The following is a 14,475-nucleotide window of genomic DNA, read 5'->3' as shown; positions in this document are numbered from 1 at the left end:
AGAGGAGATTGAAACAACATGAACTTATTAGGACATGGAGCCATCGTCTTCGGTTTAGTCTTGGCGGTATACTCGTTCGTGGCTTCCATCATTGGAATATTCACCAAGCGTGAAACATTCTTAAAGCAAGCAAAGCTTGCAGGCTTCGGAATGTTCATCGGAACTGCGGTTGCAACCGGCGTTCTCTTGTATTTGCTTGGCACAAGCCATTTTGAAAATGAATACGTCAGCAAATACACCAATCTCGATTTGCCGATGATGTATAAGTTGTCTGCCTTATGGGCTGGTAACGCAGGATCATTGCTGTTGTGGACGGTGCTCCTGACGCTGTACACAACAATCATTTTTTACAGCAAAAAGACAAGAAATCATGCCGTTGTTCCTTATGCCGGGGCAATCATGAATGCAAACAACATTTTCTTCTTGTTTATGCTTGCCTTTATTACCAAGCCTTTCGTCGTTCTGGATACAGTGCCAGTTGACGGTTCAGGATTGAATCCATTGTTGCAAAACCCAGGGATGGTCATTCACCCTGTTACGTTATATCTCGGTTATGTAGGTATGGCAGTTCCTTTTGCTTTTGGTGTCGGTTCCTTGTTAATGAGAAACATGAATTCAGACTGGATCCAACTGACTCGTAAATGGACGTTGACTGCCTGGCTGTTCCTGACGCTAGGTAACGTTTTGGGCGGACAGTGGGCATATGTGGAGCTGGGCTGGGGCGGTTACTGGGCATGGGATGCCGTAGAGAATGCTTCCTTCATGCCGTGGTTGACAGCAACTGCTTTTTTGCACTCTGTCATGGTGCAAGAGCGCAAAAATATGCTGCGGGTGTGGAATATCGGTCTTATCACGTTCACTTATGCGTTGACCTTGTTTGGAACGTACATTGCCCGAAGTGGCGCCCTTACTTCTGTACACGCATTCCCGAATTCACCGTTGGGTAACTACTTCCTGGCGTTCATGGGAATGACGATTGTCTTCACCGTTTATGCGGTGATGAGCCGTTATCAACAATTGCAAGCGAACTCTGGACAGTTTCAGTCTTATGTGTCCAAGGAAAGCAGTTTCCTCGTGAATAACCTCTTGTTGGTAGGAGCTGCGATTGCCGTCCTGTGGGGTACAGTATTCCCGCTTACTTCTGAATTTTTGACAGGCAATAAAATTGCCCTTGATATCTCGTTCTTCAATACAGTAGAAGCACCGATTCTGGTCGGGCTTATGTTCCTGATGGCAATCTGTCCGCTGCTGGCGTGGAACAGCGCCGGGTTTAGCGAATTGCGGACGAAGTTAATTATTACCTCCATTCTGAGTCTGGTCATTGGCGCTTCGCTTTATGTGTACGGAATTCGCCAGCTGTATCCGTTATTTGCCACAATCATTGTGCTGTTTATGATTGCCAACCATTTCGTAGCGTTTGTAAGCGACGCAAAAGCAAGACAGAAATCAACAGGCGAAACGATTGCGAGAGCGCTTGGCGGTATCATTGGCAAGAACCGTCGTCGTTACGGAGGCTATTTTGTCCATTTGGGTATTGCGGTCATGGCGCTAGGCATTATTGGTTCTCACAACTTTACTCAACAAGTGATGCAGACCATCAATATCGGTGACTCGATCACGATTAAAGATTACAAGCTTACGTACGAGAATTTGAAGGAAAAACCGGTAGGAAGCAAGGATGTCGTTTTTGCGGATGTTGCTGTTGAGCAGAACGGCAAACGGATTGCTACTGTTCGACCGGAAGTCATTTTCTATACAACGTGGGAACAGCCTTCCACTGAGGTTGCCTTGCTTAGTTCCTGGGGGGAAGACTTGTACGTGGTTCTCAGCGCATGGGAACCGGACGGCAGAGCTACTTTTACTGTGAAAGTAAATCCGCTGATCAACTGGATCTGGATTGGCGGAATTATCGTTACCTTAGGTACTCTCTTTGCACTATCAACGAGGAGCAGATCGGTACAAGCGGAACCGCCTGCGAAACGTGATTCACTTGCAAGCGATTCGAATGATGATCTGGTAAAACAAATTGAGAGGGAAATTGAGCTGGAACTAAAGAAAAAGCTCAACTCATCGGAGGTAGATCCTAAGTGAGACGAATATTGTTTTGTGTTCTGACAGTCATGCTGTTGTTGCCATCCTGGATGGCAGCTGCTGCTGAAGAGGCGATTCAGTCAGAAATGTACTATTCCATTATTCGACCGATGAAGGGTGGGGTCGAAGTTGTTAATATGGTTAGTTTCCGAAATACAAGCAAAGAGATCTATACCGGCAGCGCAGACGGAAAGGTAATCAAGATTCAGCTTCCGAAGGGCGCCAAGGATGTTATGATGTTCAATGAGAAGGATACAACCGTGAAAGTCGATAAAGAATTGATCTATTCCACCCAAACGCTTTCAGCAGGTCAAATGGTTGATCTTCCCTATTCGTTTAAACTGGACGGGGGCGTATCAGGTAAGATTCCGATGACGTTTGACTATCCAGCAGGCGAAGTTCACATCATGATTCCTGATGGGCGCGGGGACATTAACCTTGAAAACTTCAAGGCTGATAAAAACAGTTACTCTTTCAATAATCAAAACTATACAGGATATACAATTAAAGGCGTAAAAGCAGGCCAGGAGCTTCTATTATCCTATCAAGCGGCAGCAAACACAGAGGCGGCTGAAGGAGGAGGCAAAATTCAAACTCCTACCGAGCAGTCAGCTTGGCTCCAATTCTATAACCAAACACCGCTTCGTACGATTGAACCACGCATCTTTATTGCCATTGTAGCGGCATTGCTGGTGATTGGCTTGTTGTATGGCTTCTCTCGCTGGCAAAAGAAACGGATGGGAGCAGCAAGAGAGAACGAAACGATTGAAACAGTGGAACAACTGCTGGCCAAGCAAACCGTTTTAATGGATAAGCTGGTTGAACTGGAGCAATCACATAAAGAACAGAAAATTTCCGATGAAGAGTTTGCCAAGAAACAAGGGGCATACAAAGATCTTCTCGTACAGGTAAAACTTCGCCTGAAGGAGCAATCCAATACTCAGTAAATGGGGAGCCACAAATTATGATTCAGGTACAATCACTTACCAAAACAGCAGGAGACAAAGTGATCTTGCGGGGTGTCACTTTTGAGATCAAGAGTGGTGAGTCTATTGCTGTCCTCGGATCAAACGGGGCGGGAAAAAGCACACTGCTCCGCATGCTTGCCCTGCTCACCAAACCGACATCAGGAGAAATTTCGCTGATGGGGTATGACACGAAACAGCATGCCAATGAACTAAAAAAGAAAATTGGCTTTGTATCTCACAGCAGTATGCTCTATGACCACTTCTCACCGATGGAAAACCTGATGTTTCACGGGAAGCTGTACGGCGTGAAGGACTGTGAAGCGAAAGCCAAGCGACTGCTCGATGAAGTTGGGATGCGAAAGTTCATACATGAACCAGTTCGCTCCTTTTCCCGGGGAATGCTGCAAAGGACGTCCATTGCGAGAGCACTGCTTCCTTCGCCAGAGATTCTCCTGCTGGATGAACCGCATACCGGTTTGGATCAACAAGCGGTTCTGACACTGAACAAGGTCATCCAGCGGCTTAAAGGGGAAGGGACAACATGTGTGATGGTAACGCATGACTTTCAACAGGCTGCATCGCTTTGCAATCGCATACTGATTATCAGTAAAGGGACAATTAGTGACGACTTCCCACTTGAAGAGCAGGATATCGGTACCTTGACCCAAAAATACGAAAAACAGGTGGCATTGAATCTATGAATCTCTGGCAGGCTGCACTAACCATTGCCCAAAAGGATTTATATACCGAATGGAAAACACGACAGGTCGTCTCTACGATGTTAATCTTCTCAGGACTAGTCATCGTAGTATTCAGTTTTGCTTTTGACCCGACGAACATGGTCGTGAAAAATGTAATACCCGGGATCATTTGGGTGCTGATCGTCTTTTCAGGCATCCTCGGACTCAATCGTTCTTTTTTATCAGAGATGAAAAATGATAACTTACAGGCGCTTATCATGGCTCCTGTTGATCCTTCCAGCATTTATGTTGGCAAGGTGTTGGCGAATCTGGTCAACCTGATCATTATTGAACTGGTTGCCGTTCCATTGGTTTTTCTCTTGTTTGACTTTCGATGGTCAGGAAATTACCTGGCGTTAATAGCGATTTTATTACTCGGCAGTATTGGTTTTATCAGTATCGGAACATTTCTTGCGGCGCTCTCTTCCCATTCACGAAGCAGTGAAATGCTGTTGCCGATCCTGTTGTTTCCTGTGGCAAGTCCGGTGCTGCTGGCTGCCGTACAGGCTACCAAGATTTTATTGACTTCTACGGAAGGTACAGCCGGCATCTGGTCGTGGATGCAGTTGATCGGTGCATACGATGTCATTATTTTTACGGCTTGCTTTCTATTATTCGAATACATCCTGGAGGTATAACCATGCAATCTAATTCGCGGTTTGGGCTTACCCAAATTCTAACGATATTATCGATACCGCTCGTGGTCATGGCCATGTACCTGGTGTTCATCTGGTCTCCCGTAGAGAAGACGATGGGTCCAGTACAAAAGATCTTTTACTTTCACGTCGGATCAGCCTGGAATGCGTTCCTCGCATTTTTTGTGGTCTGCGTGTGCAGTATCCTGTTTTTGAAAACTCGTAACCGCAAATATGACATTATCGCAGGGATATCTGCTGAGCTTGGGGTTCTGTTTACAACTATTGTATTAATTACCGGACCGATCTGGGGACGCTCTGCTTGGAATACCTGGTGGTCTTGGGAGCCACGCCTTACAACAACCTTGATCCTCTGGTTTATCTATATCGCCTATGTGATGATTCGCAAGATGGATGGAACCTGGGAGAAAAAAGCCCGTCTCGCTTCGGTGTTTGGGATTGTCGGATTCATTGATGTACCGATTGTTTATATGTCCATTCGTTGGTGGCAGACCAAATTCCACCCAGTGGTGTTTGGTGAAGGTGTGAATCAGTCTGGTGGCGGGGTTGAACCGGAAATGCTGTTCACGCTCATGTTCTGTCTGTGCACACTCACCGTTGTCTATGTTGTCTTGATGAACAAAGGAATCGCCATCGAAAAAATGAGATTGCAACTGGCCAAGTCCAAAGAAGAATCTCAAGAAAGACTTATCTCGTAAAGAGGGGGAGAAATATATGGGCTACTTATTTGCTGCTTATACAATCATTTGGTTGTTGCTCGGAGGATATATTTTGACACTAGGAAAGCGTCAACGAGATTTGCAAAAGCAGATTGACATGCTTGAAGAGTGGAACAAACAATAGCGGGGGAATAGCCAATGACTACTCGTAACTTTGTAAAGCCGCTTCTGCTGTTCATCGCTATCGGTATTGCCGTCCTAGTAGCATTCAGTACGAGAGAAAGTATGACGAGAGCAGTTCCAGGAGAAAAAGGCTTTGTTTTTGAATTAGAAGATTTGAACGGCCAGAAGCAGTCGTTGACCGACTATAAAGGAAAAGTAGTAGTACTGAACTTTTTTACGACCTGGTGTGAACCGTGTATCGAGGAAACGCCGGAACTGGAAAGATTCGAGAAATCCAAAAAAGCCACATTGCTCTTGATCAACCGTGGGGAAACCAAGGAGCAGGTAATCGCTTTCCAGAAGAAATTCAATACCACTTCTACCTATCTGTTTGACCCTGATTTTAAAGTATCCAAGCGATATCAGGTGAATGGACAGCCAGAAACTTTCATTATCGACAAGGACGGCGTCATTCGGGATCATATTATCGGGCCAACAACCAGCAAAGTCCTGCAAGAGAAAGTGGAACAATATAAATAAAACGGTCTTGATCGTACAGAAAACAGTTGTTTCAGCATCCTGCTGAGAGGGCTGTTTTTTTATTTACACACCATCCGGCATTTGCCTACGTAAGATATACCATCACTTTTCATATAAAACATCAGGGGAGTAACGCAATGTGGGATGAACAGAGTATTGTCAGCAAGGTATATATGTTTTTGCCTGTAGGAGCGGAATTGCTTGCCTCAGGGGGAGACGACGGGAGCAAGTACGTGTATGCGACGGATGTAGACGGTGATGGTGTTCCAGAAATCGTTGGTTATTACGAATGGCAGGGCGAGAATTACCTGCTTCTGCTAAAAAACAGTCCGAGCGGCTGGAAAATCGTTGTGAATGCCAAACGAAATGATAACTGGATTCAGCAAGTCAGGTATCAGTTGAGGAAAAGAACAGTAAACCTGTACCCTGCCTCTGTGAAAACGAAAGAGGGAACCTTTTGGGGATATATCAACGAAAGTGGTCAGTTTGTGATCCCTGCTCGCTTTACATCGGCAAATGATTTTCAGGATAACGGTCTGGCTATTGTCCAGGTGAAAGACCGCAGCGGGGTAATCAATCGTGCAGGGCAATTTGTGATTTTGCCAAAATACGAATCAATCACCCAATTTTCGGACGGGCGAGCAGGAGCAATTGACGACAAGGGGTTCTGGATGATCGATGAGAAAGGAACCATACTGACACAGAAACCATACAGCTACATCGGAATTTATCAGGATGGAAGAGCAGTGGCAGCAAATAATACGCCTCAAGGGAAATACCTGTACGGCTATCTTGATGGGGAAGGGAAGGAAGTGATTCCCCTTCAATTTGAAGCAGCGAATGACTTTTCTGAAGGTCAAGCCGTGGTTCAACTCAAGGCAAACGAGTATGCCCTGATTGATCGCAATGGAACCAGGCTCCGGACGTTCCCGTATGCGTCACTAAACTCTCCCAGTGAGGGGCTAATGGCTTTCAGGCCGATCAACAGTGAGCTGTATGGATATGTGGACACAGAAGGAAAAGTAGTGGTCCCGCCCAAATATTCAATGGCACTTCCCTTTGAGAATGGCAGAGCGATCGTAAATGCTTCAACCGATTTCACGGTAAACAAATTTGGACTGATTGATAAGCAAGGTACTTATTTGATCAAGCCAGAGTATAACGATATTCAAATGCTTGGAGAGGAACGGGTCGCAGTAGGCAGGGCAAAAGATAGTAAGCAGCCGTACCTCGGTTCTATCTATGCCGTTGCAGATACACAAGGACGCTTTTTGACTGATTTTATCTATCAAAATGTAATGAGTTATCAGGATGGCTATGCTTCAGCAAGTGCGAACCAAACTACGTTTTTTATTGATCGTAGCGGGAAAAAGACAGATACCCTGCCTACGTTTCAAGGAATGGGAACAGCAACGCTGGAGGGAAAACTGATAAAGACAGACATTGATCAGCGAGTGACCTACTACGATCGGAATGGTCGGATCGTATATCAGCAAAACACTGTAATCCCCTTGCAGAAGCCCTATCGGGTCATCGAGAAGAAGTACAATCCCAATCAGGATTATTTTGTCTACTACCCTCAAGTTGAAGGAATGAGTATCCAGACAGCACAGGATAAAGTAAATCGACAGCTAAGAGAGATGTCACAGATCAAGAAAATCGACAGCAATGCTCAACTGGATTACAGTTACTCAGGGGATTTTTCAGTAGAATTCTTTAAAGAACACCTGCTCGAATTACAGCTTACAGGCTACAATTTCCCCTTTGGCGCAGCACATGGCATGCCGACGATGGTGTACGCCATCATTGACTTGCAGGGCGGAAGATTTTTTCAGTTGAAGGATTTGTTCAGGCCGAACAGCAACTATGTCCAGGTATTGAGCGATATCATCGGGCAACAGATCAAAACCGACCCACAATACTCCTATGTGTTTCCTGACAGCTACAAGGGAATTCAACCGGATCAACCATTTTACGTAAAAGAAGATGCGTTGTACATCTACTTCTCCCCTTACGAAATTGCTCCTTATGCTGCAGGCTTCCCTACCTTCCGAATCCCATTTGCACAGATCATGAATATTATCAATGTGAATGGAGCGTTTTGGAAGTCATTTCACTGAGTTTGGATGAACAATCCAGACTCTTTTTTTTTCATAAGCTTTGGCTAGTTCATATTGAGTTCATAGTGATGTTGTATGATTTAGTAACATTAGAGATAAAAACAGTTTTTTACAGATAAAGGAGCGATATGGAGAATGAAACAGGGACAAAAATCGGGGGATTGGCGCCAGTTTTACCAACTGATCAGAGAAACCAATCCATCTAAGCTGTTACTGGGCATAGCACTGTTTATGAGCGTGGCGACAACGATGGTTGGTTTGGCGATTCCCCTGGTAACGAGCAATCTTGTAGACAGCTTTTCACTTGCAACCATCAGTACGACTCAAATTGTACTGATTGTTGGTGCCTTTATCGCTCAGGCGTTGGCTTTGGGGTTGTCTACCTATTTATTGAATCATGTCGGACAAAATATTGTAGCCAGTCTGAGAGACCGATTGTGGAAAAAGCTTCTTGTCTTACCGATTCCTTATTATGATAATCATCAGACAGGGGAAACGATCAGTCGGATGACGAACGATACGGCTGTGGTCAAACAACTGATTACGGATCATTTGGCGGGCTTTTTGACAGGCATTATCTCCATCATCGGGTCCGTTACTGTACTGCTGTATCTCGACTGGAAAATGACGTTGATCATGCTTGTGGCGGTTCCGGTGGCTCTTGCTATCCTCATTCCGCTTGGTCGCCAAATGCACAAGATCTCGAGAGGATTACAGGATGAAACGGCAAACTTTACGACCATTTTGAATCAGGTGCTGTCAGAGGTTCGTCTAGTCAAGGCATCCAACGCTGAAGCGAATGAGTACAGCAACGGGAAAAAGGGAATTACGAATCTGTTGCAATTTGGCTTGAAAGAAGCAAAAATCCAGGCGCTGATTGCTCCAATCATGTCATTTGTCGTCATGATGCTGCTTGTTCTTATCATCGGTTACGGTGGGATGCGTGTATCCACAGGTGCATTGACAGCAGGTGATCTGGTGGCGTTTATCCTGTATCTGATTCAAATTGTCATTCCGATGAGTCAACTAACCATGTTTTTTACACAGCTTCAGAAAGCGATGGGGGCGACCGAAAGAATCATTACCACGCTTGCCGAAAATGAGGAGGATTATGCTTCCGGGAACACTCTGGAGAATGCGAATCAGCCAATTGAAGTCGAACAGGTAACGTTTGGCTATCAATCAGGAGAAACTATTTTGAAGGACGTAAGCTTTACCGTGAAGCCGGGCAAGGTTACTGCGATTGTCGGACCGAGCGGAAGCGGAAAGACTACACTATTTTCGCTGTTGGAAAGGTATTATCAGCCACTGAGTGGTACGATCAGATTAGGAACCGAACCGATCAATGATTTTACATTGTCATCCTGGAGAAGGCAGATTGGCTATGTCTCACAGGAGAGCCCGCTGATCTCCGGTACGATCCGAGAGAACATCATCTACGGAATGGAACGGGAAATAACAGATGAAGAACTACAGCACGCTGCGGAAATGGCGTATGCCCATGAATTTATCGAGGAGCTTCCTAATCGATATGATACAGAAGTAGGGGAAAGAGGTATGAAGCTATCGGGTGGGCAACGCCAGAGAATTGCTATCGCACGGGCGTTGTTGCGGGACCCGCAAATTCTGATGCTGGATGAGGCGACGTCAAGTCTGGATAGCAAATCAGAAATTGTCGTACAAATGGCGCTGAAAAACCTGATGAAGGGACGGACGACTCTAGTAATCGCCCACCGTCTATCCACTGTTGTAGACGCAGATCAAATCTTGTTTATGGAAAAAGGATCGATTACGGGCAGTGGAACGCATGACGAACTTTATCAAACACATGCGATGTACCGTGAATTTGCCACCCAGCAATTGAGAATCAAAGAGCTTGTTTAATGAGGTGAATTAGATGACCAACATATTGATCGTGGATGACGATTCACATATTAGAGAATTGGTCAGGTTGATTTTACGCAAGGAAGGTTTTGACATCCACGAAGCAGCCGACGGGGTAGAAGCTTTAGCAATGCTAGAGGAAAAGAAAATGGATATGGTCATTTTGGATATCATGATGCCCAACATGGATGGATGGACGCTGTGCAAAGAACTAAGGAAGCTATATGATCTACCGCTGCTAATGCTCACGGCCAAAGGAGAAACGACTCAAAAAGTGAAAGGGTTCGAGCTTGGTGCAGACGACTATCTGGTTAAGCCGTTTGAGCCGCTAGAATTGGTTGCCCGAGTGAAGGCATTGCTGAAACGATACCGAATTGCCATGTCGCAGACAGTCCAAATCGGTGAGCTGTTGCTCGACCGCAAAACGTTCGAACTCTCTTACGAAGGCAAAAGCATGACACTCCCATTGAAAGAATTCGATCTGCTTTTTACATTGGCCAGCTATCCGGGCAAAACCTTTTCTCGTGAGCAATTGATTGAACAGATATGGGGCTATAACTACGAGGGAGACGAGCGAACCGTTGATGTCCATATCAAGCGACTGCGGGAACGGTTTCCCGAAGAGCAATCAACTTTCAAAATCAATACGATTCGGGGATTGGGTTATCGCTTGGAGGTTCGTTCATGAGAAAATCGCATGTCTTGCATCGCTTGAAGGGCATTGTTAGCTTGCTTACAGCAACTACTGTTTGTTTTTCAGTGGCCATTCTAGGTACTTCTTTGTTTTATGACAGTATTGGCTGGCAACCGTCCTTTTTTCTCATGCAGCTTATCAATGGACTGGTTGGATTCTTTGCATTTGGCTTCATGATGTATATCGTAGGGCGTGCTCTTCACCCACGGAGAAGGGCAGCGTTTCAGCCGATCCTGGAAGCGTTGAAGCGTATGGCAAAAGGTGATTTTGATGTGAAGCTGAACCTGCAAGTGGAAGAGAGACATCCATTCAGCGAGCTGGCCCAGAGTATAAATCATATGGCTGTAGAACTGAGCCAGATGGAGCGAATGAGGCAGGAGTTTATCTCCAATGTCTCTCATGAAATTCAGTCACCGCTCACCTCGATTAGCGGCTTTGCCCGGGCACTGCAAAATGAGGAACTCAGCGCCGAGGAACGCAACCATTACCTAGCGATTATCGAGACGGAGAGCTTGCGACTGTCCAAATTAAGCGATAACTTGCTGAAGCTGACTTCACTAGAGTCAGAGCATCATCCGTTTGAGCCGACATCTTATCGATTGGATAAACAACTGCGAAAGATTGTCCTTTCCTGTGAGCCGCAGTGGATGGAGAAAGAGTTGAAGATGGACGTTGATCTTGAAGAAGTGAACCTGATTGCCGATGAAGATTTATTAAGTCAGGTGTGGGTCAATTTGATCAGCAATTGTATTAAATTTACGCCAAACGGTGGAACGATTGGCATTCATCTGAGACTTGAAAATGATAGAGTCGTCGTACGAATTTCAGATACAGGGATTGGTATCGCTCTGGAAGATCAGGAACATATTTTTGAACGATTCTATAAAGTCGACAAATCTCGCAACCGTTTCAATGGCGGAAGTGGTCTGGGACTTGCGATTGTGAAAAAAATCGTTGAGATTCATCAGGGAAGCATAAGTGTGCAAAGCAAGCCTGGAAAGGGTGCGACATTTACTGTTACGCTGCCATTTGAACCGGGCAGTAGTAAAGAATCATAAAATCAGCCGGACGGTATCAAGGGGGAGAAACCTTTTTTGGATTTACCGAAATTTGCTATTGATTTATTTTGCTTGTCCATGTTATATTGTAATTCCGTGATCGATATTGTGCCGGTGTAGCTCAATTGGTAGAGCACCTGACTTGTAATCAGGGGGTTGTGGGTTCAAGTCCTATCGCCGGCATACTTCCAAAAAAGTAGTAAGGTTTTGTTGCGGGTCCCCGAAAAGTATTCGGTGAAAGCTGCAACGGACTTCTTCACTTTTTGGGGTGTATTTACAGGGACCCCGGAATAGATAACACATTTTGGGGTTACATCATCGGGGGAGATAGCGAAGTGGCTAAACGCGGCAGACTGTAAATCTGCTCCCTCTGGGTTCGGCGGTTCGAATCCGTCTCTCCCCACCATTTCATAGTTTGAGAGCCATTAGCTCAGTTGGTAGAGCATCTGACTTTTAATCAGAGGGTCGAAGGTTCGAGTCCTTCATGGCTCACCATTTTACCCCAAAAAGTGACGTATGCCTTCGCTGCATACACCGATTACTTTTCGGGGACCCGGGAACATTCAAAACATGCGGGTGTAGTTCAATGGTAGAACTCCAGCCTTCCAAGCTGGTCGCGTGGGTTCGATTCCCATCACCCGCTCCATAATGTTACTTTTTATTGCGGAGAGATACCGAAGTGGTCATAACGGGGCGGTCTTGAAAACCGTTAGGCGGCAACGTCACGGGGGTTCGAATCCCTCTCTCTCCGCCACTTTATTTTCATCGTTACATTGTTTTTGCGGTCGTGGTGGAATTGGCAGACACACCATCTTGAGGGGGTGGCGGGGCGACCCGTGCGAGTTCGAGTCTCGCCGACCGCACCATAATGACACTTTCAAATACGTCTACATAAATAGCACCAAGATTCTTTTAAAGAAGAGTCTTGGTGTTTTTGTGTTTCTATCTTAGAAGATTTTCTGTCTTGACTGGTCTTCCTTCAATATTTCAACCGCTTCTCTAAAGCGTTGAGAGTGGACAACCTCGCGTTCTCTCAGGAATTTCAACCCATCCTGGAGATCAACATCATCGGTCATATCAATCAGCCACTGATATGTTGCACGTGCTTTTTCCTCTGCTGCAATATCTTCGTACAAATCGGCGATCGGATCTCCCTTTGCCTGAATGTAGGCCGCCGTCCATGGCACACCGGAAGCATTTTGATAGAAGAGAGCATTGTCATGCGCTACATAGTGGTCACCGAGACCGGCTGCTCTCATTTGCTCAGGAGTAGCATCCTTGGTCAGTTTATACACCATCGTGGCAATCATTTCGAGATGGGCAAATTCTTCCGTCCCGATGTCGGTCAAAAGGCCGATTACCTTGTCAGGGATGGAATACCGTTGATTCAAGTAACGCAGGGCAGCAGCAAGCTCTCCATCTGCTCCACCGTATTGTTCTAACAGAAGCTTAGCCATATAAGGGTCACATTTGCTTACTCGAACAGGATACTGTAATTTTTTTTCGTATATCCACACGATCGAAATCCTCCTTTATCTTTTAGAGCGAATATCGACGAAAGTTAGACCTGCCAGGGCCAAGGTGTGTCAGTCCACTGCCAGGGAAATTGTGAGTAGCTGTGGCCGAAGTTCATCAATGGTCCATAGTGTGATTCAAACTCTTGTGCTACTTTCCAGCGCTCCTGTGTGAACTGATTGTATTGATTCAATGCATTCGGATCGTTTTTATGTGTATCTAGATACAGATTCAGCTCGACTAGTACGAAGTCCAATGCTTGCAGTTGTTCCAGCAGTTGATAGTACCGTTGATCGACCTCACGATGTTCGTTCATTTGTGTTCCCCCCATTCACGGCCCTCAAATCTTCCTTCATACGGGCTGTAGAGAACAGGCCAAAGTACCCCGAGCTTTAGTGCTTCCATCGGAGAGAATTGGGGTAAATCCGGTTGTTGAAAGCCTAAATACAGATTGGGAGGGGTTGAGTACCATTTCACACGGATCGGTGGGCAAGGATCGAACGGACCTCGATAGGGAACCCAAGCTTTGTATTGAGAGTTCAACGATTTTCCTCCTTTTTTATATATGGTTATTTGTCTATGCACTAGCAAATTACGCCGTGTCGACTGGTTTGGTGTATAGTCAAACGCCTATTTCCTGCAAAAACAAAAACAGATAAATAATTGAATATTCAGATTTAGTTGGTATATAATGTAAAAAAGACACATATGTCTCTTTTTTAATAGAGAGAGATACATGGTTTGAAAGGGGGATACTCTCATGCGCAAGGGTGAAAGAACCAGACACATGATATTACAAAAAGCATCTGCCCTGTTCAACCAAAAGGGGTACGTAGCGTCGTCAATGGTCGATGTCATGAACGAAACGGGTCTGGAGCGAGGGGGCTTGTACAATCACTTTACCAGCAAGGACGAATTAGCTGTTAAGGCATTTGATCATGCAGTGGAAGCGATCATTGCCATCTTTCAAGAGGCATTGTCCCAGGAAAAGAACGCCATCAACCGCCTGATCAGAGTATTGAGAGTGTTTAGTAGCCTTTATAACAACAAGCCGATTCCAGGAGGATGCCCCATTATGAATGTGGCAATCGAAACCGATACGGTACACCCTGAATTGAAAGAAAAAGCAAGAACAGCGATGGAAGCCCTTAGACAAACCATCAGCAGCGTGATAACCAAAGGGATCGAACGGGGGGAAGTGAACCCGGACGTTCAACCAGATGCAATGGCAACCATCTTGATTTCTTCTCTGGAAGGGGCGCTCATGCTTAGTCGGCTTTATGAAGACCAGACGTATATGGAGCAAATGATTACTTATCTGGAAGGCTTTATTCTTACTAAACAGACGTTATCGTCGGAAAATAGGAGGGTGAATTGATAATGAAACA

The 14,475-nt window shown here is 45.5% G+C and carries 15 protein-coding genes and 6 tRNA genes; 18 read left to right on the top strand and 3 right to left on the bottom strand.

What is annotated here, in order from left to right; genetic code table 11:
• The first annotated feature begins 18 nt into the window (after nt 1–18).
• The 17 genes from ACPW7N_RS04600 to ACPW7N_RS04520 all read left to right on the top strand — a co-directional run bounded on the left by ACPW7N_RS04600 (nt 19) and on the right by ACPW7N_RS04520 (nt 12,438).
• The gene (locus tag ACPW7N_RS04600) at nt 19–2,091 is read left to right on the top strand and encodes a heme lyase CcmF/NrfE family subunit (RefSeq protein ID WP_425649843.1); all 2,073 of its coding nucleotides are present in this window, start codon (nt 19–21) and stop codon (nt 2,089–2,091) included.
• On the top strand, nt 2,088–3,038 hold the full coding sequence (locus ACPW7N_RS04595) for a hypothetical protein (protein ID WP_425649842.1): 951 nt from the start codon (nt 2,088–2,090) through the stop codon (nt 3,036–3,038). The genes ACPW7N_RS04600 and ACPW7N_RS04595 overlap by 4 nt, the downstream gene beginning before the upstream one ends.
• Before the next feature lie 17 nt (nt 3,039–3,055).
• Entirely contained in the window at nt 3,056–3,760 is a 705-nt protein-coding gene (ccmA, locus tag ACPW7N_RS04590) for a heme ABC exporter ATP-binding protein CcmA (RefSeq protein WP_425649841.1), read from the top strand.
• Nucleotides 3,757–4,437, top strand: coding sequence for a heme exporter protein CcmB (locus ACPW7N_RS04585; protein WP_425649840.1), 681 nt, complete (start codon nt 3,757–3,759; stop codon nt 4,435–4,437). The genes ccmA and ACPW7N_RS04585 overlap by 4 nt, the downstream gene beginning before the upstream one ends.
• A gap of 2 nt (nt 4,438–4,439) precedes the next feature.
• Nucleotides 4,440–5,153, top strand: a complete 714-nt coding sequence (locus ACPW7N_RS04580; RefSeq protein WP_425649839.1) for a cytochrome c biogenesis protein — start codon at nt 4,440–4,442, stop codon at nt 5,151–5,153.
• Nucleotides 5,154–5,169: 16 nt separating this feature from the next.
• Nucleotides 5,170–5,298 carry a CcmD family protein gene (locus ACPW7N_RS04575; protein WP_425649838.1) on the top strand — a complete coding sequence of 43 codons (129 nt, stop codon included), beginning with the start codon at nt 5,170–5,172 and terminating at the stop codon, nt 5,296–5,298.
• Between the two features lie 14 nt (nt 5,299–5,312).
• Nucleotides 5,313–5,816: a TlpA family protein disulfide reductase gene (locus ACPW7N_RS04570; RefSeq protein ID WP_425649837.1), complete on the top strand. Its 504-nt coding sequence runs from the start codon at nt 5,313–5,315 to the stop codon at nt 5,814–5,816.
• Nucleotides 5,817–5,953: 137 nt separating this feature from the next.
• Nucleotides 5,954–7,936: a WG repeat-containing protein gene (locus ACPW7N_RS04565; RefSeq protein ID WP_425649836.1), complete on the top strand. Its 1,983-nt coding sequence runs from the start codon at nt 5,954–5,956 to the stop codon at nt 7,934–7,936.
• Between the two features lie 135 nt (nt 7,937–8,071).
• On the top strand, nt 8,072–9,820 hold the full coding sequence (locus tag ACPW7N_RS04560; protein ID WP_425649835.1) for an ABC transporter ATP-binding protein: 1,749 nt from the start codon (nt 8,072–8,074) through the stop codon (nt 9,818–9,820).
• Nucleotides 9,821–9,833: 13 nt separating this feature from the next.
• Entirely contained in the window at nt 9,834–10,508 is a 675-nt protein-coding gene (locus tag ACPW7N_RS04555; protein WP_425649834.1) for a response regulator, read from the top strand.
• Complete coding sequence (locus tag ACPW7N_RS04550) at nt 10,505–11,572, top strand: sensor histidine kinase (RefSeq protein WP_425649833.1); 1,068 nt, start codon at nt 10,505–10,507, stop codon at nt 11,570–11,572. The genes ACPW7N_RS04555 and ACPW7N_RS04550 overlap by 4 nt, the downstream gene beginning before the upstream one ends.
• A 110-nt stretch (nt 11,573–11,682) precedes the next feature.
• Nucleotides 11,683–11,755 (top strand) — tRNA-Thr (locus ACPW7N_RS04545).
• Nucleotides 11,756–11,893: 138 nt separating this feature from the next.
• Nucleotides 11,894–11,978 (top strand) — tRNA-Tyr (locus ACPW7N_RS04540).
• Nucleotides 11,979–11,991: 13 nt separating this feature from the next.
• Nucleotides 11,992–12,067, top strand: a tRNA-Lys gene (locus ACPW7N_RS04535).
• A gap of 77 nt (nt 12,068–12,144) precedes the next feature.
• A tRNA-Gly gene (locus ACPW7N_RS04530) sits at nt 12,145–12,218 on the top strand.
• Between the two features lie 19 nt (nt 12,219–12,237).
• A tRNA-Ser gene (locus ACPW7N_RS04525) sits at nt 12,238–12,326 on the top strand.
• A 27-nt stretch (nt 12,327–12,353) separates the two neighbouring features.
• Nucleotides 12,354–12,438 (top strand) — tRNA-Leu (locus ACPW7N_RS04520).
• 81 nt (nt 12,439–12,519) lie between these two features.
• Here ACPW7N_RS04520 and ACPW7N_RS04515 read toward each other — a convergent pair.
• Genes ACPW7N_RS04515 through ACPW7N_RS04505 form a run of 3 tightly spaced genes read right to left on the bottom strand, consistent with a single transcriptional unit; the run spans nt 12,520 to nt 13,630 of the window.
• The gene (locus tag ACPW7N_RS04515) at nt 12,520–13,089 is read right to left on the bottom strand and encodes a manganese catalase family protein (RefSeq protein WP_425649832.1); all 570 of its coding nucleotides are present in this window, start codon (nt 13,087–13,089) and stop codon (nt 12,520–12,522) included.
• Between the two features lie 44 nt (nt 13,090–13,133).
• Entirely contained in the window at nt 13,134–13,403 is a 270-nt protein-coding gene (locus ACPW7N_RS04510; RefSeq protein ID WP_425649831.1) for a spore coat protein CotJB, read from the bottom strand.
• Nucleotides 13,400–13,630 carry a spore coat associated protein CotJA gene (locus ACPW7N_RS04505; protein ID WP_425649830.1) on the bottom strand — a complete coding sequence of 77 codons (231 nt, stop codon included), beginning with the start codon at nt 13,628–13,630 and terminating at the stop codon, nt 13,400–13,402. The genes ACPW7N_RS04510 and ACPW7N_RS04505 overlap by 4 nt, the downstream gene beginning before the upstream one ends.
• A gap of 217 nt (nt 13,631–13,847) precedes the next feature.
• Here ACPW7N_RS04505 and ACPW7N_RS04500 point away from each other — a divergent pair, with 217 nt between their 5' ends.
• A complete protein-coding gene (locus tag ACPW7N_RS04500; protein WP_425649829.1) occupies nt 13,848–14,465 on the top strand; it encodes a TetR family transcriptional regulator C-terminal domain-containing protein in 618 nt (205 codons plus the stop codon).
• The last annotated feature ends 10 nt before the right edge of the window (nt 14,466–14,475 follow it).

The organism is Brevibacillus nigriterrae (assembly GCF_049846925.1).
Taxonomy (GTDB): Bacteria; Bacillota; Bacilli; order Brevibacillales; family Brevibacillaceae; genus Brevibacillus_H.
This window is presented reverse-complemented; position numbering and strand designations above follow the sequence as displayed.

Coding starts and splice junctions, on each gene's coding strand:
- ACPW7N_RS04580 (WP_425649839.1), top strand. CDS start 4,440: ATGCAATCTAATTCGCGGTTTGGGCTTACCCAAATTCTAACGATATTA.
- ccmA (WP_425649841.1), top strand. CDS start 3,056: ATGATTCAGGTACAATCACTTACCAAAACAGCAGGAGACAAAGTGATC.
- ACPW7N_RS04570 (WP_425649837.1), top strand. CDS start 5,313: ATGACTACTCGTAACTTTGTAAAGCCGCTTCTGCTGTTCATCGCTATC.
- ACPW7N_RS04600 (WP_425649843.1), top strand. CDS start 19: ATGAACTTATTAGGACATGGAGCCATCGTCTTCGGTTTAGTCTTGGCG.
- ACPW7N_RS04585 (WP_425649840.1), top strand. CDS start 3,757: ATGAATCTCTGGCAGGCTGCACTAACCATTGCCCAAAAGGATTTATAT.
- ACPW7N_RS04565 (WP_425649836.1), top strand. CDS start 5,954: ATGTGGGATGAACAGAGTATTGTCAGCAAGGTATATATGTTTTTGCCT.
- ACPW7N_RS04510 (WP_425649831.1), bottom strand. CDS start 13,403: ATGAACGAACATCGTGAGGTCGATCAACGGTACTATCAACTGCTGGAA.
- ACPW7N_RS04575 (WP_425649838.1), top strand. CDS start 5,170: ATGGGCTACTTATTTGCTGCTTATACAATCATTTGGTTGTTGCTCGGA.
- ACPW7N_RS04550 (WP_425649833.1), top strand. CDS start 10,505: ATGAGAAAATCGCATGTCTTGCATCGCTTGAAGGGCATTGTTAGCTTG.
- ACPW7N_RS04560 (WP_425649835.1), top strand. CDS start 8,072: ATGAAACAGGGACAAAAATCGGGGGATTGGCGCCAGTTTTACCAACTG.
- ACPW7N_RS04500 (WP_425649829.1), top strand. CDS start 13,848: ATGCGCAAGGGTGAAAGAACCAGACACATGATATTACAAAAAGCATCT.
- ACPW7N_RS04555 (WP_425649834.1), top strand. CDS start 9,834: ATGACCAACATATTGATCGTGGATGACGATTCACATATTAGAGAATTG.